Origin of the sequence: Comamonas terrae, assembly GCF_001544075.1 — a bacterium.
In the GTDB taxonomy this organism is placed as follows: domain Bacteria; phylum Pseudomonadota; class Gammaproteobacteria; order Burkholderiales; family Burkholderiaceae_C; genus Comamonas; species Comamonas terrae.
Genome location: NZ_BCNT01000013.1, coordinates 58,652 through 83,839, shown reverse-complemented (window position 1 = coordinate 83,839; position 25,188 = coordinate 58,652). Strand labels below are relative to the sequence as shown.

At 64.9% G+C, this 25,188-nt stretch carries 17 protein-coding genes; 9 read left to right on the top strand and 8 right to left on the bottom strand.

Annotated elements, in window-relative coordinates; all coding sequences use genetic code 11:
* Nucleotides 1–201 precede the first annotated feature (201 nt).
* The 5 genes from Cte04_RS16615 (at nucleotide 202) to Cte04_RS16595 (ending at nucleotide 8,162) form a co-directional block, all read left to right on the top strand.
* Complete coding sequence (locus Cte04_RS16615; RefSeq protein ID WP_066480747.1) at nucleotides 202–3,081, top strand: 2-oxoglutarate dehydrogenase E1 component; 2,880 nt, start codon at nucleotides 202–204, stop codon at nucleotides 3,079–3,081.
* A 151-nt stretch (nucleotides 3,082–3,232) separates the two neighbouring features.
* Entirely contained in the window at nucleotides 3,233–4,477 is a 1,245-nt protein-coding gene (gene odhB / locus Cte04_RS16610) for a 2-oxoglutarate dehydrogenase complex dihydrolipoyllysine-residue succinyltransferase (RefSeq protein WP_066480744.1), read from the top strand.
* Between the two features lie 89 nt (nucleotides 4,478–4,566).
* A complete protein-coding gene (gene lpdA, locus Cte04_RS16605; RefSeq protein WP_066480742.1) occupies nucleotides 4,567–5,994 on the top strand; it encodes a dihydrolipoyl dehydrogenase in 1,428 nt (475 codons plus the stop codon).
* 177 nt (nucleotides 5,995–6,171) lie between these two features.
* A complete protein-coding gene (gene zapE / locus Cte04_RS16600) occupies nucleotides 6,172–7,269 on the top strand; it encodes a cell division protein ZapE (RefSeq protein ID WP_066480741.1) in 1,098 nt (365 codons plus the stop codon).
* A 137-nt stretch (nucleotides 7,270–7,406) separates the two neighbouring features.
* Complete coding sequence (locus Cte04_RS16595) at nucleotides 7,407–8,162, top strand: hypothetical protein (protein WP_066480740.1); 756 nt, start codon at nucleotides 7,407–7,409, stop codon at nucleotides 8,160–8,162.
* 155 nt (nucleotides 8,163–8,317) lie between these two features.
* On the opposite strand, the gene Cte04_RS16590 is transcribed toward Cte04_RS16595, so the two are convergent.
* Nucleotides 8,318–9,091: a PP2C family protein-serine/threonine phosphatase gene (locus tag Cte04_RS16590; RefSeq protein WP_066480738.1), complete on the bottom strand. Its 774-nt coding sequence runs from the start codon at nucleotides 9,089–9,091 to the stop codon at nucleotides 8,318–8,320.
* Nucleotides 9,092–9,257: 166 nt separating this feature from the next.
* Between Cte04_RS16590 and yoaA the strand changes: the two genes are divergently transcribed.
* Nucleotides 9,258–11,333, top strand: coding sequence for a DNA repair helicase YoaA (yoaA, locus tag Cte04_RS16585; RefSeq protein WP_245633412.1), 2,076 nt, complete (start codon nucleotides 9,258–9,260; stop codon nucleotides 11,331–11,333).
* Nucleotides 11,334–11,404: 71 nt separating this feature from the next.
* Here yoaA and Cte04_RS16580 read toward each other — a convergent pair whose 3' ends face one another.
* Nucleotides 11,405–12,226, bottom strand: a complete 822-nt coding sequence (locus tag Cte04_RS16580; protein ID WP_066480733.1) for an outer membrane protein assembly factor BamD — start codon at nucleotides 12,224–12,226, stop codon at nucleotides 11,405–11,407.
* Between the two features lie 176 nt (nucleotides 12,227–12,402).
* Between Cte04_RS16580 and dnaE the strand changes: the two genes are divergently transcribed.
* The 3 genes from dnaE (at nucleotide 12,403) to clpA (ending at nucleotide 18,930) form a co-directional block, all read left to right on the top strand.
* Nucleotides 12,403–15,936: a DNA polymerase III subunit alpha gene (dnaE, locus tag Cte04_RS16575; protein WP_066480731.1), complete on the top strand. Its 3,534-nt coding sequence runs from the start codon at nucleotides 12,403–12,405 to the stop codon at nucleotides 15,934–15,936.
* A 244-nt stretch (nucleotides 15,937–16,180) separates the two neighbouring features.
* Nucleotides 16,181–16,549, top strand: a complete 369-nt coding sequence (gene clpS / locus Cte04_RS16570; RefSeq protein WP_066480729.1) for an ATP-dependent Clp protease adapter ClpS — start codon at nucleotides 16,181–16,183, stop codon at nucleotides 16,547–16,549.
* A 62-nt stretch (nucleotides 16,550–16,611) separates the two neighbouring features.
* Complete coding sequence (gene clpA / locus Cte04_RS16565; RefSeq protein WP_066480727.1) at nucleotides 16,612–18,930, top strand: ATP-dependent Clp protease ATP-binding subunit ClpA; 2,319 nt, start codon at nucleotides 16,612–16,614, stop codon at nucleotides 18,928–18,930.
* A 315-nt stretch (nucleotides 18,931–19,245) separates the two neighbouring features.
* On the opposite strand, the gene Cte04_RS16560 is transcribed toward clpA, so the two are convergent.
* The 6 genes from Cte04_RS16560 to cyoB all read right to left on the bottom strand — a co-directional run bounded on the left by Cte04_RS16560 (nucleotide 19,246) and on the right by cyoB (nucleotide 25,170).
* A complete protein-coding gene (locus tag Cte04_RS16560) occupies nucleotides 19,246–19,797 on the bottom strand; it encodes a response regulator transcription factor (RefSeq protein ID WP_066480725.1) in 552 nt (183 codons plus the stop codon).
* Between the two features lie 35 nt (nucleotides 19,798–19,832).
* Entirely contained in the window at nucleotides 19,833–21,140 is a 1,308-nt protein-coding gene (locus Cte04_RS16555; RefSeq protein ID WP_245633415.1) for an ATP-binding protein, read from the bottom strand.
* Nucleotides 21,141–21,351: 211 nt separating this feature from the next.
* Nucleotides 21,352–22,077, bottom strand: coding sequence for an SURF1 family protein (locus Cte04_RS16550; protein ID WP_066480724.1), 726 nt, complete (start codon nucleotides 22,075–22,077; stop codon nucleotides 21,352–21,354).
* 56 nt (nucleotides 22,078–22,133) lie between these two features.
* The gene (gene cyoD, locus Cte04_RS16545; RefSeq protein WP_066480722.1) at nucleotides 22,134–22,541 is read right to left on the bottom strand and encodes a cytochrome o ubiquinol oxidase subunit IV; all 408 of its coding nucleotides are present in this window, start codon (nucleotides 22,539–22,541) and stop codon (nucleotides 22,134–22,136) included.
* A complete protein-coding gene (gene cyoC, locus Cte04_RS16540) occupies nucleotides 22,542–23,174 on the bottom strand; it encodes a cytochrome o ubiquinol oxidase subunit III (RefSeq protein ID WP_066480720.1) in 633 nt (210 codons plus the stop codon).
* Nucleotides 23,167–25,170 carry a cytochrome o ubiquinol oxidase subunit I gene (cyoB, locus tag Cte04_RS16535; protein ID WP_066480715.1) on the bottom strand — a complete coding sequence of 668 codons (2,004 nt, stop codon included), beginning with the start codon at nucleotides 25,168–25,170 and terminating at the stop codon, nucleotides 23,167–23,169. Before cyoB ends, cyoC begins: the two co-directional genes overlap by 8 nt.
* Nucleotides 25,171–25,188: the final 18 nt, after the last annotated feature.

Below are 25,188 nucleotides of genomic sequence, written 5' to 3'. Positions count from 1 at the left end.
ATAAGCGCCAATGTAAGCGAGTTCGATGAAGGGAAACGCTAGGTCTTTCATAAGAGTACGGCTTTGAAAAGTGGCACAATGCCAGACGCAACCTAAGGCCCTTCCCAGCCACAGTCGCATCCGCCAACCGGTACAGCCGTGTCGCGGAAGGTTCTACAAACCAGCTAATGCTTCCTCAAGGGAGGCGGAGGTCAGCGCAATATGAGCGATCAGTCATCGATCTATCAAGCCTATCAAGGCAATACCTATCTCTTTGGCGGCAATGCGCCGTACGTCGAAGAGATGTATGAGAACTACTTGGCCAACCCCGGCAGCGTGCCGGACTCCTGGCGCGAGTATTTCGATGCCCTGCAACACGTGCCCGCCGTGGACGGCACGGACAGCAAGGACGTTCCCCACCTGCCCGTGATCAATGCCTTTGCCGAGCGTGCAAAGCAGGGCGGCACCAAGGTGGTGGTCGCCTCCGGCGCCGACTCCGAGCTGGGCCGCAAGCGCACCGCCGTGCAGCAACTGATCGCTGCCTACCGCAACGTGGGCCAGCGCTGGGCCGACCTGGATCCTCTCAAGCGCACCGAGCGCCCCGAAATTCCCGAGCTGGAGCCGTCGTTCTACGGCTTCACCGACGCCGACCAGGAAGTGGTGTTCAACACCAGCAATACCTTCTTCGGCAAGGAGTCCATGACGCTGCGCGAGCTGATGAATGCCCTGCGCGAAACGTATTGCGGCACCATCGGCGCCGAATACATGTATGCCACCGACCAGAACCAGAAGCGCTGGTGGCAGCAGAAGCTGGAAACCATCCGCAGCAAGCCTTCGTTCAATGCCGACGAGAAGAAGCGCATCCTGGACCGCCTGACGGCGGCCGAAGGCCTGGAGCGCTATCTGCACACCAAGTACGTGGGCCAGAAGCGCTTCTCGCTGGAAGGCGGCGAATCCTTCATCGCCGCGATGGACGAGCTGATCAATGCCGCCAGCCTCAAGGGCGTGCAGGAAGTCGTGATCGGCATGGCCCACCGTGGCCGCCTGAACGTGCTGGTCAACACCCTGGGCAAGATGCCCAAGGACCTGTTTGCCGAGTTCGACCACACCGCCCCCGAGAATCTGCCCGCAGGTGACGTGAAGTACCACCAGGGCTTCAGCTCCGACGTGTCCGCCAAGGGCGGCCCGGTGCACCTGTCGCTGGCGTTCAACCCTTCCCACCTGGAAATCGTGAACCCCGTGGTCGAAGGCTCGGTGCGCTCGCGCATGGACCGCCGCGACGACCCCCATGGCAAGCAGGTGCTGCCCGTGCTGGTGCACGGCGACGCCGCCTTTGCCGGCCAGGGCGTGAACCAGGAAACCCTGGCGCTGGCCCAGACCCGCGGCTACTCCACCGGCGGCACGGTGCACATCATTATCAACAACCAGATCGGCTTCACCACTTCCGATCCGCGCGACGCACGCTCCACGCTGTACTGCACCGACATCGTCAAGATGATCGAATCGCCCGTGCTGCACGTCAACGGCGACGATCCGGAAGCCGTGTGCCTGGCCATGCAGCTGGCGCTGGAATTCCGCATGGAATTCTCCAAGGACGTGGTGGTGGACATCATCTGCTTCCGCAAGCTGGGCCACAACGAGCAGGACACGCCGGCACTGACCCAGCCGCTGATGTACAAGAAGATCGGCGCCCACCCCGGCACCCGCAAGCTGTACGCCGACAAGCTGGCCACGCAGGGCCTGGGCGATACGCTGGGCGACGACATGGTCAAGGCCTACCGCGCCGCCATGGATGAAGGCCGCCACACGGTGGACCCCGTGCTGACCAACTTCAAGAGCAAGTACGCCGTGGACTGGAGCCCGTTCGTGGGCAAGTCCTGGACCGATGCCGGCGACACGGCCATCCCGCTGACCGAGTGGAAGCGCCTGGCCGAGAAGATCACCACCATCCCCGGTACCGTGACGCCGCATGCGCTGGTCAAGAAAGTCTATGACGACCGCGCCGCCATGGGTCGCGGCGAAATCAACGTGGACTGGGGCATGGGCGAGCACATGGCCTTCGCCTCGCTGGTCGCGTCGGGCTACCCCGTGCGCCTGTCGGGCGAGGACTGCGGCCGCGGCACCTTCACGCACCGCCATGCCGTGATCCACGACCAGAAGCGTGAGAAGTGGGACGAAGGCACCTACATCCCGCTGCAGAACGTGGCCGAGAACCAGGCTCCGTTCGTCGTGATCGACTCCATCCTGTCCGAAGAGGCAGTGCTGGGCTTCGAATACGGCTATGCATCCAACGATCCCAACACCCTGGTGATCTGGGAAGCCCAGTTCGGCGACTTCGCCAACGGCGCACAGGTCGTGATCGACCAGTTCATCGCCTCCGGCGAAGTGAAGTGGGGCCGCATCAACGGCATCACGCTGATGCTGCCGCACGGCTACGAAGGCCAGGGCCCCGAGCACAGCTCGGCCCGCCTGGAGCGCTTCATGCAGCTGGCCGCCGACACCAACATGCAGATCGTGCAGCCCACCACGGCCAGCCAGATCTTCCATGTGCTGCGCCGCCAGATGGTGCGCCCGCTGCGCAAGCCGCTGGTCATCATGACGCCCAAGTCGCTGCTGCGCAACAAGGATGCGACCTCGCCGCTGTCCGAGTTCACTGCGGGCGGTTTCCAGACCGTGATCCCCGAGCAGGACGAAGCCGTCGTCAAGAACGCCGCCAAGGTCAAGCGCATCATCGCCTGCTCGGGCAAGGTGTACTACGACCTGGTCAAGAAGCGTGCCGAAGGCGAGGCCAAGGATGTGGCCATCATCCGCGTCGAGCAGCTGTATCCCTTCCCGCACAAGGCCTTCGCTGCCGAAGTCAAGAAGTACAGCAACGCGACCGAGATCGTCTGGTGCCAGGACGAGCCCCAGAACCAGGGCGCCTGGTTCTTCATCCAGCACAACATTCACGAGAACATGCGTGAAGGCCAGAAGCTGGGCTACTCGGGCCGCGCCGCATCGGCTTCTCCGGCTGTGGGTTATTCGCACCTGCACCAGGAGCAGCAAAAGGCGCTGGTCGATGGCGCATTCGCCAAGCTCAAGGGTTTTGTCCTGACCAAGTAAGGCTGTAAACCCACTCACATACGCGGTTACCTCACAGACAAAACACCTAGGACTTACGCAAACCAGCATGCATATCGCCGTCTTGCCCATGGGCAGATGCCTTGCTAGAACCTGATTGCGTAAGTCGTCACACTTTTGGAAAGAATTCAAAATGGCTATCGTAGAAGTCAAAGTTCCCCAGCTGTCCGAGTCCATCACGGAAGCCACCATGCTCACTTGGAAGAAGAAGGTGGGCGAGGCCGTGGCCGTCGATGAAATTCTCATCGAGATCGAAACCGACAAGGTCGTGCTCGAAGTGCCCGCTCCCTCGGCTGGCGTGATCACCGAAATCCTGCAGGGCGACGGCGCCACCGTGACGGCCGAGCAGGTGATCGCCAAGATCGACACCGAAGCCGTGGCCGGCGCCGCCGCACCCGCCGCTGCTCCCGCGGCTGCAGCATCGGCTCCTGCCGCAGCGCCCGCCGCTGCCGCTCCCGCCAGCGCCGACAAGAGTGGCGTGGCCATGCCTGCCGCCGCCAAGATCCTGGCCGACAACAACCTGTCCGCCGCCAATGTGGCCGGCACCGGCAAGGACGGCCGCGTGACCAAGGGCGATGCCCTGGCTGCCATCAAGGGTGGCGCTGCCATCCCCACCGGCGTGCCCACCAAGGCCCTGCCCCAGGTCGCCGCACCGGCCGCCAAGGAAGACCTGGGCGAGCGTCCCGAGCAGCGCGTGCCCATGACCCGCCTGCGCGCCCGCATCGCCGAGCGCCTGCTGCAGTCGCAAGCCACCAACGCCATCCTGACCACGTTCAACGAAGTGAACATGGCTCCCGTGATGGAAATGCGCAAGAAGTTCCAGGACCAGTTCGTCAAGGAGCATGGCGTGAAGCTGGGCTTCATGTCCTTCTTCGTCAAGGCCGCGGTGCATGCGCTGAAGAAGTTCCCCGCGGTGAATGCCTCCATCGACGGCAACGACATCGTCTACCACGGCTACTTCGACATCGGCATCGCCGTGAGCTCGCCGCGCGGCCTGGTGGTGCCCATCCTGCGCAACGCCGACCAGATGAGCTTTGCCGACATCGAGAAGAAGATTGCCGAGTTCGGCCAGAAGGCCAAGGAAGGCAAGCTGGGCATCGAAGAGATGACCGGCGGTACCTTCTCCATCTCCAACGGCGGCACCTTCGGTTCGATGATGTCCACCCCCATCATCAACCCGCCCCAGTCGGCCATCCTGGGCGTGCACGCCACCAAGGACCGCGCCGTGGTCGAGAACGGCCAGATCGTGATCCGTCCGATGAACTACCTGGCCATGTCCTATGACCACCGCATCATCGACGGCCGCGAAGCCGTGCTGAGCCTGGTGGCCATGAAGGACGCGCTGGAAGATCCTTCGCGCCTGCTGTTCGACCTGTAATCCGCCACGGGTCCCTCGCACGAAAACCCACCCAGGCCAGGCGCCCAGCGGTGGGTTTTTTCAAGCACCAAACACAAGAGATTTGAGCCATGAGCAAGCAATTTGACGTCATCGTGATCGGCGCCGGCCCCGGCGGCTACATCGCGGCCATCCGCGCGGCCCAGCTGGGCTTCAACGTCGCCTGTATCGACGAGTGGAAGAACGCTGCCGGCGGCGCCGCGCCCGGCGGTACCTGCACCAACGTGGGCTGCATCCCCTCCAAGGCGCTGCTGCAGTCGTCCGAGCACTTCGAGCATGCCAACCTGCATTTTGCCGACCACGGCATCTCCACCGGCAAGGTCGAGATGGACGTAGCCAAGATGATCGCCCGCAAGGATGCCATCGTGAAGCAGAACAACGACGGCATCCTGTACCTGTTCAAGAAGAACAAGGTCACCTTCTTCCACGGCCGCGGCTCGTTCGTGAAGGCGGTTGAAGGCGGCTACGAGATCAAGGTGGCCGGCAAGGAAGAGGAAACCATCACCGGCAAGCAGATCGTGGTGGCCACAGGCTCCAATGCCCGCGCGCTGCCCGGCGTGCCCTTCGACGAGGAAAACGTGCTGTCCAACGACGGTGCGCTGCGCCTGGGCAAGACGCCCAAGAAGCTGGGCCTGATCGGCTCGGGCGTGATCGGCCTGGAAATGGGTTCGGTCTGGCGCCGTCTGGGCACGGAGGTGACCGTGCTCGAAGGCATGGACAAGTTCCTGCCCGCCGTGGACGAGCAGATCGCCAAGGAAGCCAAGAAGGCCTTCGACAAGCAGGGCCTGAAGATCGAGCTGGGCGTGAAGGTCGGCGAAGTCAAGGTCGGCAAGAAGGGCGTGTCCGTGGCCTACACCAACGCCAAGGGCGAAGCCCAGACGCTGGACGTGGACAAGCTGATCGTCTCCATCGGCCGCGTCCCCAACACCAATGGCCTGAACGCCGAAGCCGTGGGCCTGCAGCTCGACGAGCGCGGCTGCATCGTGGTCGACGACCTGTGCAAGACCAATCTGCCCGGCGTGTGGGCCGTGGGTGACGTGGTGCGCGGCCCCATGCTCGCGCACAAGGCCGAGGAGGAGGCCGTGGCCGTGGCCGAGCGTATCGCCGGCCAGCACGGCCATGTGAACTTCGGCACCATTCCCTGGGTGATCTACACCAGCCCTGAAATCGCCTGGGTGGGCCGTACCGAGCAGCAACTCAAGGAGCAGGGCGTCAAGTACAAGGCCGGCAGCTTCCCGTTCCTGGCCAACGGCCGCGCGCGCGCGCTGGGCGACACGACCGGCATGGTCAAGTTCCTGGCCGATGCCGAGACCGACGAGATCCTGGGCGTGCACATGGTGGGCCCGATGGTGTCCGAGCTGATTTCCGAAGCCGTGGTGGCCATGGAGTTCAAGGCATCGAGCGAAGACATCGCCCGCATCTGCCACGCACACCCCTCGCTGTCCGAATCCACCAAGGAAGCGGCCCTGGCCGTGGACAAGCGCACGCTCAATTTCTAAGAGCGTGGGCTCTGCCCGGACGACCCGGCTTGCGCACAGGCAATGACATGGCAATGAAGCGCCGGTGCGCAGGCTGAAGTGGTTCGGGTTTGGAGTGGAAATGGCTGCTAGTGCTTGATACGCAAGCGTTAGCAGCTATTGTTTTTTTGAGCGTCTGGATGGGAATGGAGACGGAGAGTGAACGTAAAACAGGCCTATGAGGCAGAACTGGCAGCCAAAGGCTTTCACAGCGACCCCGCGCAGCTGCGGGCCGTGGAGGCCCTGCAGCGTTGCGCCGACGACTGGGCGGCCTACAAGCAGCGCCGCTCCAATGCGCTCAAGAAGCTGATCAACCATCCCGACCTGCCCAAGGGCGTCTACATGTACGGCGGCGTGGGGCGCGGCAAGAGCTTTCTGATGGAGTGCTTCTTCAACGCCGTGCCGATCAAGCGCAAGGTGCGGCTGCACTTTCACGAATTCATGCGCGAGGTGCACCGCGAGATGCACCTGATGCAGGGCACGCAGAACCCGCTCGATGCACTGGGCGCCAAGATCGCCAAGAAGTACAAGCTCATCTGCTTCGACGAATTCCATGTGGCGGACATCACCGACGCGATGATCCTGTACAGGCTGCTCGAATCGCTGTTCGCCAACGGCGTGGGCTTTGTGACCACGTCCAACTTCCGGCCCGACGACCTGTATCCGGGCGGCCTGCACCGCGACCGCATCCTGCCCGCGATCGCGCTGCTCAACGAGCGCATGGAAGTCGTGAACGTGGACAACGGCACGGACTACCGCCGCCGCACGCTCGAGGATGCCAAGCTCTACCACTGCCCGCTGGGGCCCGAGGCCGATGCCGCCATGCAGGACACCTTCAACCGTCTGGCCGAGGCCCATGACGAAGAGCCCGTGGTGCAGATCGAGACGCGCAGGATCGCCGCCAAGCGCCGCGCCGGCGGCGTGGTCTGGTTCGATTTCCGCGAGCTGTGCGCGGGTCCGCGCTCGCAGAACGACTATCTTGAAATCGCCACGCAGTTCCACACCATCCTGCTGTCGGACGTACCGCAGCTGCATGTGAACATGGCCTCGGCCGCGCGGCGCTTCACGCTGCTGGTGGACGTGCTGTACGACCGCCATGTCAAGCTCATCATGTCCGCCGCCGTGCCGCCCGAGCAGATCTATACCGAGGGCCCGCTGGCCCACGAGTTTCCGCGCACGGTCTCGCGCCTCAACGAGATGCGCTCCAAGGAATACCTGCAGCTGGAGCGGCGCACCGTCGATACCAGCTTGACCTGAACTTTGCGGGGTGGATTGCGGCAGGCCGTAAGATGGCAGCCTGTCCATCGATCCGCCGGATCCAACCACGACTTGCGCAGGCCCGTTCCGGGAAGGCCGCTGCGGCCGGACCATGGCTTGCGCAAGCCCTGCCCCACATGCTGAAACTCAAGTTCCTACACGCCCGGCCGTTGCAGCTGGCGCTTTCCCTTTCGGTGCTGCTGGCCGTGGCGGCCCCCCAGCCTGCGGCACGGGCCGCCGAGCCGGCCACCGCCGCGCAGCGGGCGCAGCGCGACCAGCAGCGCGCGCAGGTCAAGGCGCAGCGCGAGGCCGAGCGTGTGGAAATCGCCCGGAAACGCGCCGTCATCGAAAGCCAGCAGATGGCGGCCGAAGCGCTTTGCTACAAGAAGTTCGCCGTGGAAGACTGCCTGCTGGAGGCCCGGCGCGAGGCGCGTGACAAGGATGCACCGCTGCGCGCGCGCGAACTCGAGATGAACGAGGCCGAGCGCCGTGAACGCGCGGCCGAGCGCCTGCAGCAGATCGAGGAGAAAAAGGCCAACAAGGCGGCTTCGCCGATGAAGGGCCAGCAGCGCGACAAGGCGCCGGGCGTCGCTACGCCGGGCGCCGCCTCCGCGCCTTCGGGCAAGGGTCCCAAGCCGCCCGTGGACGAGCAGGCCATGCAGCAGCAGCGTGCGCAGGAGGCCCAGCAGCGCGCGGCCAAACAGGCCGACTATGTGCAGCGCCACCAGGCCGAACAGCAGCGGCGCCAGGCCGAAGCGGCGCAGCGCGAGCCCAAGGCGCGCGCAGACTACGAAGCCAAGCTCAAGGCCGCAGCCGAGCACAAGGCCAAGGCCCAGCAGGCGCTCAAGGAAAAAGGCCAGACGGCTGCGCCGCTGCCGCCGCCTGCGCCCTGAAAGCATCCCTGCTAGGGCCGTACCAGCTCTGCTCCTTGAAAAGCAGCTGTTTGCGCAATACAGGCAATGGTTTCAAATGAATAAAAGCCTGGAATCAGGAGCCGGCAAGCGCAGCAAGCTATTGTTTCAGTAGTGACGCAGGGCGTTCGGCCCGGTCAGGCCGAAGAGGCCTCGGGCAAGGCCGCAAACTTGAGCACGGCCAGCGACAGATTGTCGCCGCCGCCCGCGGCGCGGGCGCGCGCCTTGTCGATCAGAAAGGCCGTGGCTTCGCGGGGCGCCAGGCCGGCCAGCACCGTGCCCAGCTCCTGCGTGCTGAAGTAGTGCCAGATGCCATCGGTGCAGGCCATCAGCGCGTCCCCGGGCTGCAGCCGCTCGATCAGGTGATGGGTCAGCGTGGGCGGCTCCTGCGTGCCCAGGCAGCCCAGCAGGATGTTGGACTGCGGATGGTGATGGGCCTGTTCCTCGGTCAGGGTTCCGCGGTCCACCAGCGCCTGCACATAGGAGTGGTCCTTGCTGCGGAAAAGCAGTTGCTGGCCGTGGTAGTGGTACAGGCGCGAATCGCCGGAATGCAGGCAGTGGCAGCGCCCGCTGGGCAGCACCACAAAGGCGGCCAACGTGCTGTGAGGTTCCTGCTCGGTCGAAATGGCCGTGAGCCGGATCATCGTGTGGGCATCGTGCACAATGCTGCGCAGCAATTGCTCGCCGCTCTCCGTGGCGGGATCGAAGTGCTCGAACAGCTGCCGCGCCGTGAGCATGACCTGGTCGGAGGCCTTTCGCCCGCCGCTGCGCCCGCCCATGCCGTCGGCCACCACGCCCAGCACGCAGCCCTGCACATGCGGATGCGGCATGAGCAGGACCTGGTCCTGCTGGTATTCCCTGTCGCCGCGGTGGATGCCGGTGGCGGCCTGGATGCGGTAGCTGGAAGACATGTGGGCAATGAAGGCGCGAAGGCGCCTGCCAGTGGCGAAGCTGCGTATTATCGGCCGCGCTGCCCGGCCTTGCGGCCAAGCCGCGCAAAACCCTGGTGGGGCGTGAAGGCGGCAGGGATGCGGCCGCAGGCCGGCGCTGCCGGGCCATGCAGAAAGTGACAAGGACTTGGATTCCCAGACAAACTCCCTGGCCCGCGCCGTGAGCGAGGCCTTTGCGCCGGGCGGAGTGCTTTCCCGGGCCGAGCCGGCCTACCGGCCGCGCGCCGGCCAGATCGCCATGGCCGAGGCCGTGGCCCAGGCCATAGAGGCGCGCCGCGTGCTTGTGGTCGAGGCCGGTACCGGTGTCGGCAAGACCTATGCCTATCTCGTGCCGGCCCTGCTCAGCGGCCAGCGCGTGCTGGTCTCCACGGCCACGCGGGCCCTGCAGGACCAGCTCTTTGCGCGCGACCTGCCGCGCCTGGTCCATGGGCTGGGCCTGCCGCTGCGCATGGCGCGGCTCAAGGGGCGCAGCGCCTACCTGTGCCTGGAGCGGCTCGATCAGGTCCGTCAGGGGCGCACGGCGCCGCAGGACCCCCAGGTGCTGCGCGGCGTGGCGGCGGTGGAACGCTGGGCGCGCACCACGCACACGGGCGATCTGGCCGAGCTGCCCGCGCTGGACGAGCGCTCCCCCGTGGTGCCGCTGGTCACCTCCACCAAGGACAACTGCCTGGGCTCGGACTGCCCGCACTGGCAGGACTGCCATGTGAACCGGGCCCGCCGGCAGGCGCTGGAGGCCGATGTGGTGGTGATCAACCACCACCTGCTGTTCGCGGACCTGGATGTGCGCGAATCGGGCGTGGCGCAACTGCTGCCCAGCACCGGCGTGGTGGTCATCGACGAGGCGCACCAGCTCAACGACACCGGGGTGCAATTCGCGGGCGAGGCGCTGACCAGCCAGCAGCTCATAGGCTATGCCCGCGATGTGCTGCGTACCACGCAGGCCCATGCACGCGGAATGGCCGACTGGCTGGTGCTGTGCGCCACCGTGGAGCAGGCCGTGCGGGAGCTGCGCCTGCAGGTTGCCGGCACGGCGGCCGGCTCGCGCCTGGCCTGGCAGGGCGTGACGCCCCAGGGGCTGGATGCGCAGCGCTGGCGTGCGGCACTGGTGCGCCTGGGGCAGAGCCTGCGCGCGCTGCTGGCGCCCCTGGCCGCCATGGAGGCCATGGCCGCCGAACTGCAGCGCGTGCACGAGCGTGGCGCCGTGCTGCTGTCCCGGCTGGCGGCCTTTGCGGCCAGCGCCGAAGAGGACAGCGTGCGCTGGCTGGAAGTGGGATCACAGCACCTGCGGATGCTGGCCTCGCCCCTGAACATCTCCCGCATCATGCGCGAGCGTCTGCTGGGCCGCAGCCTGGAAGCCGGGGCTGCCCCGGAGGAGGGCGACGCCGGCGAGGCCGGACGGGTGGCCTGGATCTTCACCTCGGCCACGCTGGGCAGCGACGCGCAGCTGAGCTGGTTCACCGAGCCCTGCGGCCTGCGCGGCGCGCATGTGCTGCGCGTGGACAGCCCTTTCGACTATGCGAACCATGCGGCGCTGTATGTGCCGCAGCCGTTTGCGGCGCCCGGCTCGCCGGCCCATGGCCTGCAGGTGGCCCAGCTGGTGCGCGATGCGGCCGAGCGCATCGGCGGGCGCGCGCTGGTGCTCACCACCACGCTCAAGTCCCTGAACCTGATCGGCGAGCAGTTGCGCCAGTCCCTGGGGCTGTTCAGCAACCTGGAAGTGCTGATGCAGGGCCAGGCTCCCAAGCTGGCGCTGATGGAGCGCTTCATGGCTGCCGGAGCGATGGCGCCGCATGGCAAGGACGCCGGTGCCGGCCGCGGCTGCATTCTCGTGGCCTCGGCCACGTTCTGGGAGGGAGTGGATCTGCCCGGCGATGTGCTGCAGCTGGTGGTGATCGACAAGCTGCCGTTTCCGCCGCCCGACGACCCGCTGGTGGAGGCGCGCGCGCGCAGGCTGGAGAGCGTGGGGCGGCACGCCTTCCACGATTACATGCTGCCCGAGGCGGCCATGGCGCTCAAGCAGGGGGCGGGCCGCCTGATCCGCAGCGAAACCGACCGCGGCGTGCTGGTGGTCTGCGATCCGCGCCTGCAGACCATGGGCTATGGCGCCGAGCTGATGGCGGCGCTGCCGCCCATGCGGCTGCTCGCCAGCAAGGCAGAATTCCACAATGCGCTGGAGGCCCTGGCGGCAACTCGCGGCCTGTAAGGCCGAAAGGGCTTCCATCGAAGATGCCCCCTCTCCCGAAGAGAAGGGGTGTGAAGCGCCTCAGAGGCGGATTACCAAAGCTTCCACCAGGAGTCTTTCTTGTCCGAGCTCAGCGTGAGCTCGCTGTCCTTGCCGTAGGTGCTCTCCATGACGCGCTGGGCATCGTCGCGCAGCTGGGTCATGTTCAGGGCGTCGTAGGACTTGATCAGAATTACCATGGCATCGCGGATCGCGGGCACGCCCTGGTATTCCTTGATGGCGGTCTGCGAGCGCGCAATGGCGGCCACATAGGCGCCGCGGTCGTAGTAGTAGCGCGCCACGTGCACTTCGTACTTGGCCAGGGAGTTCACGATGTACTGCATGCGCAGGCGCGAATCCTCGGCGTACTTGGAGTCGGGAAAGCGCGTGACCACCTGGCGGAAGGACTCGAACGAATCCTTGGCGGCCTTCTGGTCGCGCTCGGACAGGTCCTGGCGCGACAGCCAGGCGAACATGCCCAGGTTGTCGTTGAAATTGACCAGACCCTTGAGGTACAGCGCGTAGTCCATGGCCGGGCTGGCCGGATGCAGCTTGATGAAACGGTCCAGCGTGGCCAGGGCCTGCACTTTTTCGCCGCCCTTGTACTGGGCATAGGCCTTCTCGAGCTGGGCCTGCTGGGCCAGCGGCGTGCCGGCCGCGCGGCCCTCGAGCTTCTCGAACAGCGGTACCGCCTTGTCGTAGGCGCCGGAGGAGGACTCGTCGCGCGCTTCGGTGTAGATGCGATCGGGTGTCCACTTGGCCGTGGGATCGTCCTTGGTGCTAGAGCAGCCGGCCAGCACGCTGGCAACCAACACGGCGGGGACAAGGGTCAGTGAAATACGACGCGGCATGATGGACAGTTTTCTAGCAATCATTGGCTGTAGGGAAGTGCAGGGCGGCCATGCCGCACGGCGCCCAAGATGCGCACCGCGGCGCCGCGCCCGCGGCACCCCTGAAAAGGAATCAGGGCATTGTAATGGGCTGCCGCCGCAGCCTGCCGACTTCGTCCCGCAGGCTCCAGGGGTGAGGCAGGCTTTCTACAATAGCGCCCATGTTTGTCCATTTGCGCCTGCACACAGAATTTTCCGTCGTTGACGGAACCAACCGCATAAATGCCGTGGTCAAGGCGGCTGCAGAAGACGGGCAGGTGGCAATGGCCATCACCGACTTCAACAGCCTGTTCGGCGGCATCAAGTTCTACAAGGAAGGGCGGGCTAAGGGCGTCAAGCCCGTGCTGGGCGCTGAGATCGTCATGGAAGGCGAAAACGGTGCGCCGGCTTCGCGCATCATCGTGCTGGTCCAGAACACGCTCGGCTACCGCAACCTCTCCGAACTGCTGGCGCGCGGCTGGACGCGCGGCGTGGTGCGCGACCAGGCTCAGCACAAATGGGAATGGCTGCAGGAACTGGGCGAGGGCCTGATCGTGCTTTCGGGCGCCCAGGCCGGCCCCGTGGGCCAGGCGCTGATGCGCGGCGACGAGGCCGGCGCCGCAGCCATCGCGCAGCGCATGGCCAGCATGTTTCCCCACCGCTTCTTCCTGGAGCTGCAGCGCGCGGGCCGTGCGGACGACGAGGCGCATGTCGCCGCCTGCGTGAGGCTGGCCCACCGGCTCAACCTGCCGGTGGTGGCCACGCATCCCATCCAGTTCTTCGGGCCCGACGACTACGAGGCCCATGAGGCGCGCGTCTGCATTGCCGAAGGCGAGATCCTGGGCAATGCCAAGCGCGTGCGCCGCTTCACGCGCGAGCAGTACTTCAAGACGGCGCAGCAGATGCAGGAGCTGTTCGCCGACATTCCCAGCGCGATTGCGAACACCGTGGAGATCGCGCGCCGCTGCAGCCTGACCCTGGTGCTGGGCAAGCCGCAACTGCCCAGGTTTCCCGTGCCCGAGGGCATGACGGAGGAGGAGTTCTTCCGCCAGGAGTCCTATGAGGGCCTGGACGAGCGCCTGCGCCATCTGTACCTGGACCCGGCCAGGCGGGAAGCCGAGCGGCCGCGCTACGTGGAGCGCCTGGAGTTCGAGCTGAACACCATTTTGAAGATGGGTTTCCCGGGCTACTTCCTCATCGTGGGCGACTTCATCAAGTGGGCCAAGCAAAACGGCTGCCCCGTCGGGCCGGGCCGCGGCTCGGGTGCCGGCTCGCTGGTGGCCTATGTGCTCAAGATCACGGACCTGGACCCGCTCGAATACAACCTGCTGTTCGAGCGTTTCCTCAACCCCGAGCGCGTGTCCATGCCCGACTTCGACGTGGACTTCTGCCAGGCCAACCGTGACCGCGTGATCGATTACGTGAAGGAGCGCTACGGCCGCGATGCCGTGAGCCAGATCGCCACCTTCGGCACCATGGCCGCACGCGCCGCCATCCGCGACGTGGGCCGCGTCATGGACATGAGCTATACCTTCTGCGACAGCATCTCCAAGCTCATTCCCAACAAGCCGGGCCTGCACGTCACGCTCAAGTACCCGCCCAACCCGAAGAAGGAAGGCGACAAGTACACCTATGCCATCGAGGCCGAGCCGCTGCTGGCCGAGCGCATCGAGAAGGAAGAGGACGTCAAGACCGTCATCGAGATGGCGCAGAAGCTCGAAGGCATGACGCGCAACATCGGCATGCACGCGGGCGGCGTGGTGATCGCCCCCGGCAGGCTGGCCGACTTCTGCCCGCTGTACCAGCAACCGGGCAGCGACTCGGCGGTGGCCATGTACGACAAGGACGACGTGGAGGCCGTTGGCCTGGTGAAGTTCGACTTTCTGGGCCTGGCCACGCTGACCATCCTGGAGATCGCGCGCGAATTCATCATGAAGCGCCACAAGGGCCAGGAGAATTTCGCGTTCGAGAACATTCCGCTGGACGACTACGCGACCTACAAGCTGTTCTCCGACGGCAAGACCGAGGCCGTGTTCCAGTTCGAATCGCGCGGCATGCAGCAGATGCTCAAGGAGGCCAAGCCTTCGCGCCTGGAGGACCTGATCGCCCTGAACGCCCTGTACCGCCCGGGCCCCATGGACCTGATTCCCAGCTTCATCGAGCGCAAGCACGGGCGCGAGGTGGTCGAGTACCCGCATCCGCTGGTGGAGAAGGTGCTGGCAGAGACCTACGGCATCATGGTCTACCAGGAGCAGGTGATGCAGACGGCCCAGGTGCTGGGCGGCTACTCGCTCGGCGGCGCCGACCTGCTGCGCCGCGCCATGGGCAAGAAGAAGGTCGAGGAAATGGTCATGCACCGCGGAATCTTCCGCGAGGGGGCGGCCAAGAACGGCATCGACGAGGCCAAGGCCGACGAAGTGTTCGACCTGATGGAGAAGTTCGCGGGCTACGGCTTCAACAAGTCGCACGCGGCCGCCTATTCGCTGCTGGCCTACCACACGGCCTGGCTGAAGGTGCACTACACGGCCGAGTTCTACTGCGGCAACATGACCGTGGAAATGGACAACACCGACAAGCTGCGCGTGCTCTACGAGGACGCGCTGCGGATGGGCATGAGCTTCGAGCTGCCGGACGTGAACCGCGGGGTCTACCGTTTCGAGCCCGTGACCGACAAGGTCATCCGCTACGGCCTGGGTGCGATCAAGGGCACGGGCCAGGCGGCCATCGAGGCCATCGTGGCGGCCCGCAACGGCGAGGGCACCGGCCCCCATGGCGGCGAGAAGGGGCCGTTCAAGAGCCTGTTCGACTTCTGCCTGCGCGTGGACCGCAGCCGCCTGAACAAGCGCACGCTGGAGGCGCTGATCAAGGCCGGCGCCTTTGATTCCCTGGACATGAACCGCGCCTCGCTGGTGGCGTCCATCGACACGGCCTTCGAATTCGCCAACACCTCGATCGCCAATGCCAACCAGGGCGGCCTGTTCGACATGATGGGCGACGATGCGCTGGGCTCCAGCACGGCCGAGCCGCCTCTGACCGAAGCGCTGCCCTGGGGCGTGAAGGAGCGGCTGACCCAGGAAAAGACGGCCGTGGGCTTTTACCTCACGGGCCATCTGTTCGACGAGGTGGAGGCGGAAGTGCGCCGCTTCGTGCGCACGCCCATCGCCGAAATGCGCGACAGCCGCGAGCCCCAGACCATGGCCGGCATCATCAGTGAGTTCCGCACCATCAACGGCCAGCGCGGCCGCCTGGCCATCTTCAAGATCGACGACAAGTCGGGCGTGATCGAGGCTTCGGCGGACGAGAAGGTGCTCAATGCCTGCAAGGACCTGCTCAAGGACGACGAGTTCGTGGTGGTCACCGGCAAGCTGCAGCCCGACCACTTCAGCGGCGGGCTGCGCATGAAGGTGCAGCAGATGTGGAGCCTGGCCGATGCGCGTTGCCGCTTCGCGCGCTATCTGCAGGTCGACGTGGGCGAGCAGATGCCGGACGTGCCCGGCCTGCTGCGCCAGTTTCCGGCCCGGGTGGAGGAGACCGAGCACGGCGCGCTCACGCACGGGCTCAAGGTGCGCCTGGGCCTGGTCTGCAGCGACGAGCGCGGCTCGGCCGCCTGCGAGCTGGCGCTGGGCGAAGGCAGCCGCTTCTATCCCAGCGATGCGGCCCTGGCTGCCTGGTATGCCCAGGCCGGCTCGGCCCAGGTCAAGGTGGTTTACGAATGAGGCGCGGGGCGGTAGCCCTGTTTCGCCTCAAGGCGCGCATCGCGGCGCATGCCTTTTTGTATCCAGAGGTACTGGGTCCGGCCTGCGTTGTCCATCATGGTAAAAAATGTAGCAGCTGACGCAAGTGGGGCCTGGGTTTGTGTACAAAAAACCATTGAATGCCCCGTGCCTGCAAGCGAGGCCTTGAAATCCCTAACAATGCTATGCATATGCCAGCGCAAAAACAGCGTCTTGGCTCGCTAGAATGGATTTCATGGCAACCCAACCTCCATCCGTCCCGCCCGTATCGCCTTCGGTCAAGAACACGCCCGATGAAGGCGGAGCCTTGGTGCTGGAACGCCGCAGGCAGCGTACCGAGCCGCCGCGCATGTACCAGGTCGTGATCCTCAACGACGACTTCACGCCCATGGAGTTTGTGATCGTGGTATTGCAGGAATTCTTCGGCAAGGACCGCGAGACGGCCACCCAGATCATGCTCAAGATCCATCTGAACGGCCGCGGCGTCTGCGGCGTGTATTCCCGCGACGTGGCGGCCACCAAGGTCGAGCAGGTGCTCCAGGCAGCCCAGAAGGCAGGCCATCCGCTGCAGGCCACATCCGAGCCTGTTGAATAACTGCCGGACGACCTCAATTAAGGTTCAGTCAATCATTCCAAGCAAGCGTAAAGGAGTCGCAAATGATCGCTCAAGAACTGGAAGTCAGCTTGCACATGGCGTTCGTCGAGGCGCGTCAACAGCGCCACGAATTCATCACCGTGGAGCATTTGCTGTTGGCGCTGCTGGACAATCCCAGCGCGGCAGAGGTGCTGCGTGCCTGCTCTGCCAATATTGATGACCTGCGCTCGTCGCTGTCCAACTTCATCAAGGACAACACGCCCCAGGTCGACGGAACCGACGAGGTCGATACCCAACCCACGCTGGGCTTCCAGCGGGTGATCCAGCGCGCCATCATGCACGTGCAGTCCACGGGCAATGGCAAGAAGGAGGTGACGGGCGCCAACGTGCTCGTGGCCATCTTCGGCGAAAAGGACTCCCATGCCGTGTACTACCTGCACCAGCAGGGCGTGACGCGCCTGGACGTGGTCAACTACATCGCCCACGGCATCAAGAAGGGCGAGCCGCCCGAGCCTGCCAAGTCCGAAGCGCCTTCGGATGCGGAAGAGGGTGCCGGCGGCGAGCGCAACGAGAAGGCCTCGCCGCTGGAGCAGTTCACGCTCAATCTCAACCAGGCGGCCAAGGACGGCAAGATCGATCCGCTGATCGGGCGCGACTACGAGGTCGAGCGCACCATCCAGATCCTGTGCCGCCGCCGCAAGAACAACCCGCTGCTGGTGGGCGAGGCCGGCGTGGGCAAGACGGCGATTGCCGAAGGCCTGGCCTGGCGCATCACCGAAGGCACGGTGCCCGAGGTGCTCAAGGAGGCCGTGGTCTATTCGCTGGACATGGGCGCGTTGCTGGCGGGCACCAAGTACCGCGGCGATTTCGAGCAGCGCTTGAAGGGCGTGCTCAAGTCGCTCAAGGACAAGCCCCAGGCCATCCTGTTCATCGACGAGATCCACACCCTGATCGGCGCCGGCGCGGCCTCGGGCGGCACGCTGGATGCCTCCAACCTGCTCAAGCCCGCGCTGTCCAGCGGCCAGCTGCGCTGCATCGGGGCGACCACGTTCACGGAATACCGCGGCATCTTCGAGAAGGACGCCGCTCTGTCCCGCCGCTTCCAGAAGGTGGATGTGGTGGAGCCCACGGTGCCGGAGACCATCGACATCCTCAAGGGCCTGAAGTCGCGCTTCGAGGAGCACCACAGCGTCAAGTACGCTGCGGAAGCCCTGCAGGCGGCCGCCGAACTGTCGGCCAAGTACATCAACGACCGCCATCTGCCCGACAAGGCCATCGACGTGATCGACGAGGCCGGTGCCGCGCAGCGCATCGTGCCTACCGAGCAGCGCAAGGAAACCATCGGCAAGGCCGAAATCGAGGCCATCGTGGCAAAGATTGCGCGCATTCCGCCTGCCAATGTGTCCAACGACGACCGCAGCAAGCTGCAGACGCTGGAGCGTGACCTCAAGAGCGTGGTCTTCGGTCAGGACAAGGCGCTGGAAGTGCTGGCAGGGGCCGTCAAGATGTCGCGCTCTGGCCTGGGCAAGGTGGACAAGCCGATCGGCTCCTTCCTGTTCAGCGGCCCCACGGGCGTGGGCAAGACCGAGGCTGCCAAGCAGCTGGCCTACATCCTGGGCATCGACCTGATCCGCTTCGACATGTCCGAGTACATGGAGCGCCATGCGGTCAGCCGCCTGATCGGCGCGCCCCCGGGCTATGTCGGATTCGACCAGGGCGGCCTGCTGACCGAGGCCATCACGAAGAAGCCGCATTCGGTGCTGCTGCTCGACGAAATCGAGAAGGCGCATCCGGACATCTTCAACGTGCTGCTGCAGGTCATGGACCATGGCACCCTGACCGACAACAACGGGCGCAAGGCCGACTTCCGCAACGTGATCATCATCATGACCACGAATGCGGGCGCCGAGACCATGAACAAGGCCACCATCGGCTTCATGAATCCGCGTGAAGCCGGCGACGAGATGGCCGACATCAAGCGCCTGTTCACGCCGGAGTTCCGCAACCGCCTGGACGCGATCGTGAGCTTCAAGCCGCTGGACGAGCAGATTATTCTGCGCGTGGTGGACAAGTTCCTGCTGCAGCTGGAGCAGCAACTGGCCGAGAAGAAGGTGGAAGTCACCTTCACCGACGGCCTGCGCAAGCACCTGGCCAAGAAGGGCTTCGATCCGCTCATGGGCGCCCGCCCCATGCAGCGCCTGATCCAGGACACCATCCGCCGCTCGCTGGCCGACGAGCTGCTGTTCGGCCGGCTGGTCAACGGCGGCCGCCTGGAGGTCGATTGGGACGAAGCTGCGGCCGAGGGCAAGGGCGAGGTCAAGCTCGTCATTACCGAGCTGCCCAAGGACACGCCCAAGGCCGAACCCGCAGTTGCCGAATAAGCAGCAGCGTTGAAAACAAAAAAGCCGACAGTTTCGACGCTGTCGGCTTTTTTGTTGGTGGCCGGTTGCTTGTCTGCGAACGCTATGGTGCTTTGGGACGGACTGCGCGTGCGACGAGATTCGCCAGGCCCACCACAATGCCCTTGCTCAAGGGCAAGGCCGCGAAGGCCAGAAAGAAGATGTGGTTGGCCAGCCAGATGGGCTGAGTGCACGGATGGCGCAAAGCAGCACCGGCGTGGCCGCCTGTTATGGCAAAGGCCACGCCAGCGATGAGCAGTGCCAGCAGCAGCAAGACGAGCGGGCCGAGTGGGCTGGCTACTTGATCTGCCGCTTTTCCAGCTTGCGCGCCAATGTCCTGCGGTGCATGCCCAGACGCCGCGCGGCCTCGGAGATATTGAAATCGGTCTCGGCCAGGGTTTCGTGGATATGTTCCCACTCCAGGGTCTTGATCGAGGTGGTCTGGCGGCTCACCTCCACGTCCGTGCGGCCTTCCACGCGGCTGAACGCGGCCTCGATGTCGTCGGTGTTCGATGGCTTGGCCAGGTAGTGGCAGGCGCCCAGCTTGACGGCTTCCACGGCCGTGGCAATGCTGGCATAGCCGGTGAGCACGACGATGAGCGCTTCGGGATTGTGCTGATGCAGCATCTGCACGCAGTTCAGGCCCGAGGCATTGCCGGCCAGCTTCAGGTCCATGACCGCGTATTGCGGGCCCTGGGCGGGGCCGTAGTCGGCCAGCAGCTCCTGCACTTCCTCGGCGCTGACGGCGTGCAGCACGCGGTAGCCGCGCCGCTCGAAGGAGCGCCGCAGCGTGCGGGCAAAGGCCGCATCGTCTTCCACAAGCAGCAGTAATCGTTGGCGTTCTTCCATGCGATGCGAAAAGAAAATGCGTTGACAGGCTGTCCTCAGATGGCGATGGCCGAGCGAGGAATGCATACCTGCACCTGGGCACCGCCGCCCGCATGGGAGGGCAGGTTCAGCGCCTGGACGCTGCCGCCCAGTGCACGCACCACGTTCATGACCAGGAACATCCCGAGGCCGCGGCCCGGGCGCTCCTGCTTGGTCGATACGTGGCGCTGGCCCAGCTGCTGCAGCACGGCAACATCGAAGCCGGGGCCGCGATCCTGCACCTGCAGCAGCACCTGGCGGTCGTCGGAGGCGATGGACAGCTCCACCCAGCCGGGAGATGCTTCCAGCGCATTGTCCAGCAAATTGCAAAGCATTTGCTGCAGCGCGGTATCCGAGAGCATGGCGAAGTCCGTCACGCCCCGGTCGCGCAGTGCGAAATGGTCCACATGGTGGTGCATCTGCCAGTGGCTGACCACGTCGCGGATGAAAGTCTGGAACGTGGTGCTTTCCGTGCTTTCGGCTCGGGCTTCGCCTGCCGACAGCAGCACGCCGGAGACGATGGACTTGCAGCGCAGCAGCTGCTGCTGCATCTCCTGCAGGTCTTCCTGCAGGTCCCGGTCCTGCATCAGCGCCGGCATATGCTGCCAGTCGCCCAGGATCACCGACATGGTGGCCAGCGGCGTGCCCAGCTCGTGCGCGGCGCCGGTGGCCAGCAGACCCATGCGCACGATGTGCTCCTCCTCGCTGGCGCGCTGGCGCATGTCGGCAATGCGTGCATCGCGCCGGCGCAGGTTGCCTACGATGCGGGTGAGAAACACGATGGTCAGGGTGCTGGTCAGAAGCAGGCTGATGAGCACGCCGATCACGTAAAGCCGCGACAGCCCCTCGGCGCTCTCGAACGACACCTGCAGGGGCTGGTGCAGAAAGCCCAGGCCCAGTGCACCAATGGCCGTTGCAGCAGCCACGCACCAGGCGTAAAAGGGCTGCAGCAGCACGGCACCCAGGATGGCCTGCAGCAGATACAGGTAGATGAAAGGGTTGCTGGCGCCGCCGCTCAGGTACAGCTGGATGGTCAGCGCCAGCACGTCGGCCAGCAGCGCATAGGCCAGGCTGCTGGCATTGACGGTGCGCGGCCCCTGGCTCCAGTAGATATAGGCGAGATTGGTGGCCACCAGGGCCACGAGGACCAGCGCCATGGGCAGAAGGGGAAGGGCAATGCCCAGGCCGTAGTGCACCAGGGAGATGGTGACCACCTGCCCCACGACGGCGATCCAGCGCAGCTGGATCAGCAGCTGCATGTTCTGGCGCTCGGTCAGGCGCTCGACCCGGAACAGGGAATCGGAAGTTTTGTTCACGGCGGCCATTTTCCACGAGGAGAAGGCAGCCTGCGGGCCGGAGGCCTTGGCGTTCTGGTGTAGATGCCAGCACAGTCCCCGTTTCGGGATCGGCATGAGTTCCTCACTGCCCCATGCATCGCCTCTTTCGCGTGGGACACCGGGCAAGGGCCTGGGCAGCTCGCCGTTCCGCAGCGAAGGCGTCGGCGCCCTCCCGAAGAAGGAGGGCAAGCCCCGTAGCTCAGGGAGTGCGCCGTACGAACCAGGCTGCCACCAGCACCATGGCGGCAAGGCCGTACCAGGTCAGCGCATAGACCAGGTGGCTGTTGTGGAACTGGATCACCGTCATGCCCGAACGCAGTATGCCCGCCTGTTCGGCGGCGGGCCTGGCCTCGCCGTAGGCAGGATTGCCGGTAGGCAGGCCCTGGTCGATGAAATAGGGCGCCGCATGGGCCAGGCCCTGGCTTCGGGCAATGGCTGCCACATCGCGCGAGAACCACTGCTGCGTGGCGGCATCGTTGTGGCGCAGAAAACCGCCGCCGGGCTCGCTCATGCGCATCAGGCCGATCACCGTGACAGGCACTGCCGAAGGGCTGGCTTCGGCAATCTGCTTGAGCCATTCGGCGCGCATTTTCTCGGGCGTGAAGCCGCGATTGACGAGGATCTGCGTGCCGTCGGCCTGCTGCAGCGGGGTGAGGAGCCAGAAACCGGCGCCGTCCTCGGTCAGTGCCTTGGTCAGCACACTCTGTTTTTCCAGCCATACGCCCTGCGCCTTGACCGGCAGGTATTCGTAGCCGGCCGCGTCGATCCGTGGCCACTGGTCCGGAGTTGGCACGGCCACGGGAGCCGCGTGCACGCGCTGCTCTACGCGCGCGATCAGGTCCAGTTTCCAGGCGCGGCGCTGCACCTGCCAGGTACCCAGGGCCGTGAAGCCCAAAAACAAGGCGATGCCCACGCAAATGAGCATCGCCTTGGCGAGGGGGGAGCGCCGGCGGGCGGCGCTCCGGTCTTTGGCTGTCCCGGTCAAGGTGTGACGGTGGCGGGCGCCGATGCGGCGGGGGCCGCGGGCATCACATGCTCGGGCATCATGTTGGTGTTCATGTGGTACATGACCCACAGCGTGCCCGCGATGCCGATGGCCACGAAGACCACGGTGAAGATGGTGGACAGCATGGTCCAGCCGCCCTGGATCTTGCCGTTCATGTGCAGGAAGTAGACCATGTGGACCACGATCTGCACCACGGCGAACAGGCCCAGCACGGCCACGGCGGTGGGCCGGTCCTGGATCACGTTGCCCATCACCAGCCAGAAGGGGATGGCGGTCAGGATCACGGCCAGGATGAAGCCCTTGACATAGTCGCCCTTGGAAACATGCAGATCGTCATGATCGTGGTGGACGTCATGGTCGGCGTGAATATCGTGTGCGCTCATTTACAGCACCCCCATCAGGTACACAAAGGTGAACACGCCGATCCAGACCACGTCCAGGAAGTGCCAGAACATGGACAGGCAGTTGATGCGGCGCACATTGGCTTCGATCAGGCCGTGCTTGCTGATCTGGATCATCAGCGTGACCAGCCAGATCAGGCCGAAGGTCACGTGCAGGCCGTGCGTGCCCACCAGCGTGAAGAAGGAAGACAGGAAGGCGCTGCGCGTGGGGCCGGCGCCTTCGTGGATCAGGTGGTGGAACTCATAGAGTTCCACGGCCAGGAAGGCCAGGCCGAACAGGCCGGTGATGGCCAGCCAGGTCAGCGTGCCCTTCACGTTCTTCTGCTGCTTTTGCAGCATGGCAAAGCCGAAGGTGATCGACGACAGCAGCAGGAAGGCCGTGTTGACGGCCACCAGGCTCAGGTCGAACAGCTCCTTGCCGTTGGGGCCTGCCGCATAGTTGCGGCCCAGCACGCCGTAGGTGGCGAACAGGGCGGCAAAGATCAGGCAGTCGCTCATCAGGTAGAGCCAGAAGCCCAGCGAGGTGCCGTTTTCCGGATGCGGCTCATGGGCGAGGTGGTACTCGCGCGGAGCCAGGGCGGCCGCGCCGCCTGCGTTGATATGCGTATTAGACATGGGCTGCTGCAAGCTGCTTGGTGCGGGCTTCTTCCGTGGCGGCCACTTCGGCTGCGGGGATGTAGAAGTCACGCTTGTAGTTGAACGTATGGATGATCGAGGCCAGCACGGTGGCGGCGAACGAGGCCGCGGCCAGAGGCCACATGTGCCAGATCATCGCAAAGCCGAACACGGTGGACAGGCCGGCGATCACGATGCCGGCGCCGGTGTTGGCGGGCATGTGGATGGGCTCGAAGCCTGCCAGCCTGCGCTGGTAGCCATGCTTTTTCATGTCGGCCCAGGCGTCGATCTCGTGCACCACGGGAGTGAAGGCGAAGTTGTACTGGGGAGGAGGCGAGGAAGTAGCCCACTCCAGCGTACGACCGCCCCAGGGGTCGCCGGTCTCGTCGCGCAGCTCGTCGCGCTTCATGATGGAAACGGCCAGCTGGATGAAGAAGCAGGCAATGCCCAGTGCGATCAGCGCGGCACCGAAGGCAGCCACGATGAAGTAGATCTGCAGCGAGGGGTCCTCGAAGTGGTTGGCACGGCGCGTCACGCCCATCAGGCCCAGGATGTACAGGGGCGTGAAGGCGACCCAGAAGCCGACCAGCCAGAACCAGAACGATGCCTTGCCCCAGAACTCGACCAGGCGGAAGCCGAAGGCCTTGGGGAACCAGTAGTTGATGGCCGCGAACACGGCAAACACCACGCCGCCGATGATCACGTTGTGGAAGTGGGCGATCAGGAACAGCGAGTTGTGCAGCACGAAGTCTGCGGGAGGCACGGCCAGCAGCACGCCGGTCATGCCGCCGATGGCGAACGTGCACATGAAGCCCACGGTCCACAGCATGGGCACCGAGAAGCGGATGCGGCCCCGGTACATGGTGAACAGCCAGTTGAAGATCTTGGCGCCCGTCGGGATCGAGATGATCATCGTCGTGATGCCGAAGAAGGTGTTCACGCTGGCGCCGGAGCCCATGGTGAAGAAGTGGTGCAGCCACACCAGGTAGGACAGGATGGTGATACACACCGTCGCATACACCATGGAGGTGTAGCCGAACAGGCGCTTGCGGCTGAAGGTGGCCACGACTTCGGAGAACACGCCGAAGGCGGGCAGTACCAGGATGTAGACCTCGGGGTGGCCCCAGATCCAGATCAGGTTCACGTACAGCATGGGGTTGCCGCCCAGGTCGTTCGTGAAGAAGTTCGTGCCGATATAGCGGTCCAGCGACATCAGCACCAGGGCTGCGGTCAGCATGGGGAAGGAGGCGACGATCAGCGCGTTGGTGCACAGCGAAGTCCAGACGAAGACGGGCATCTTCATCAGGTTCATGCCGGGCGCGCGCATCTTGATGATGGTCACGATCAGGTTGATGCCCGATAGCGTCGTGCCGACGCCTGCGACCTGCAGGCCCCATATGTAGTAGTCAAGACCCACGCCCGGATTCTGGTGGCCCAGGTTGGACAGGGCCAGCCAGCCGGAAGTGGAGAATTCGCCCAGGAACAGGGACAGCATCACCAGCACGGCGCCGCCGGCCGTCATCCAGAAGCTGAAATTGTTCAGGAACGGGAAGGACACGTCGCGTGCGCCGATCTGCAGCGGCACCAGATAGTTCATCAGGCCGGTCACGAAAGGCATGGCCACGAAGAAGATCATGATCACGCCGTGGGCGGTGAAGATCTGGTCGTAGTGGTGCGGGGGCAGGTAGCCCATGTTCTCGCCGAAGGCCATGGATTGCTGCAGGCGCATCATCACCGCGTCGGCAAAGCCGCGCAGCAGCATCACCAGGCCGAGGATCATGTACATGATGCCGATCTTCTTGTGGTCGATCGAGCAGATCCAGTCCTTCCAGAGCGGGCCCCAGAGGCGGAATTTGGTGATCGCGGCCAGCACGACGAGGCCGCCGAGCACCACGGCGATAAAGGTCCACAGCACGATGGGCTCATGCGCCATGGGAATCTGGTCCCAGGTGATGCGGCCCAGCAGCCAGTGGGCCGGGGAGTTTGTTTCAGACATGTTCGGTCTCTTGTGTCT

Bases quoted from the DNA above. Each gene is read 5' to 3' on its own strand.
- cyoB (WP_066480715.1), bottom strand. From the start codon at position 25,170: ATGTCTGAAACAAACTCCCCGGCCCACTGGCTGCTGGGCCGCATCACC.
- Cte04_RS16560 (WP_066480725.1), bottom strand. From the start codon at position 19,797: ATGGAAGAACGCCAACGATTACTGCTGCTTGTGGAAGACGATGCGGCC.
- dnaE (WP_066480731.1), top strand. From the start codon at position 12,403: ATGTTTGTCCATTTGCGCCTGCACACAGAATTTTCCGTCGTTGACGGA.
- cyoD (WP_066480722.1), bottom strand. From the start codon at position 22,541: ATGAGCGCACACGATATTCACGCCGACCATGACGTCCACCACGATCAT.
- clpA (WP_066480727.1), top strand. From the start codon at position 16,612: ATGATCGCTCAAGAACTGGAAGTCAGCTTGCACATGGCGTTCGTCGAG.
- cyoC (WP_066480720.1), bottom strand. From the start codon at position 23,174: ATGTCTAATACGCATATCAACGCAGGCGGCGCGGCCGCCCTGGCTCCG.
- Cte04_RS16555 (WP_245633415.1), bottom strand. From the start codon at position 21,140: ATGGCCGCCGTGAACAAAACTTCCGATTCCCTGTTCCGGGTCGAGCGC.
- Cte04_RS16615 (WP_066480747.1), top strand. From the start codon at position 202: ATGAGCGATCAGTCATCGATCTATCAAGCCTATCAAGGCAATACCTAT.
- Cte04_RS16580 (WP_066480733.1), bottom strand. From the start codon at position 12,226: ATGATTGCTAGAAAACTGTCCATCATGCCGCGTCGTATTTCACTGACC.
- Cte04_RS16590 (WP_066480738.1), bottom strand. From the start codon at position 9,091: ATGTCTTCCAGCTACCGCATCCAGGCCGCCACCGGCATCCACCGCGGC.
- clpS (WP_066480729.1), top strand. From the start codon at position 16,181: ATGGATTTCATGGCAACCCAACCTCCATCCGTCCCGCCCGTATCGCCT.
- lpdA (WP_066480742.1), top strand. From the start codon at position 4,567: ATGAGCAAGCAATTTGACGTCATCGTGATCGGCGCCGGCCCCGGCGGC.
- odhB (WP_066480744.1), top strand. From the start codon at position 3,233: ATGGCTATCGTAGAAGTCAAAGTTCCCCAGCTGTCCGAGTCCATCACG.
- Cte04_RS16595 (WP_066480740.1), top strand. From the start codon at position 7,407: ATGCTGAAACTCAAGTTCCTACACGCCCGGCCGTTGCAGCTGGCGCTT.
- Cte04_RS16550 (WP_066480724.1), bottom strand. From the start codon at position 22,077: ATGCTCATTTGCGTGGGCATCGCCTTGTTTTTGGGCTTCACGGCCCTG.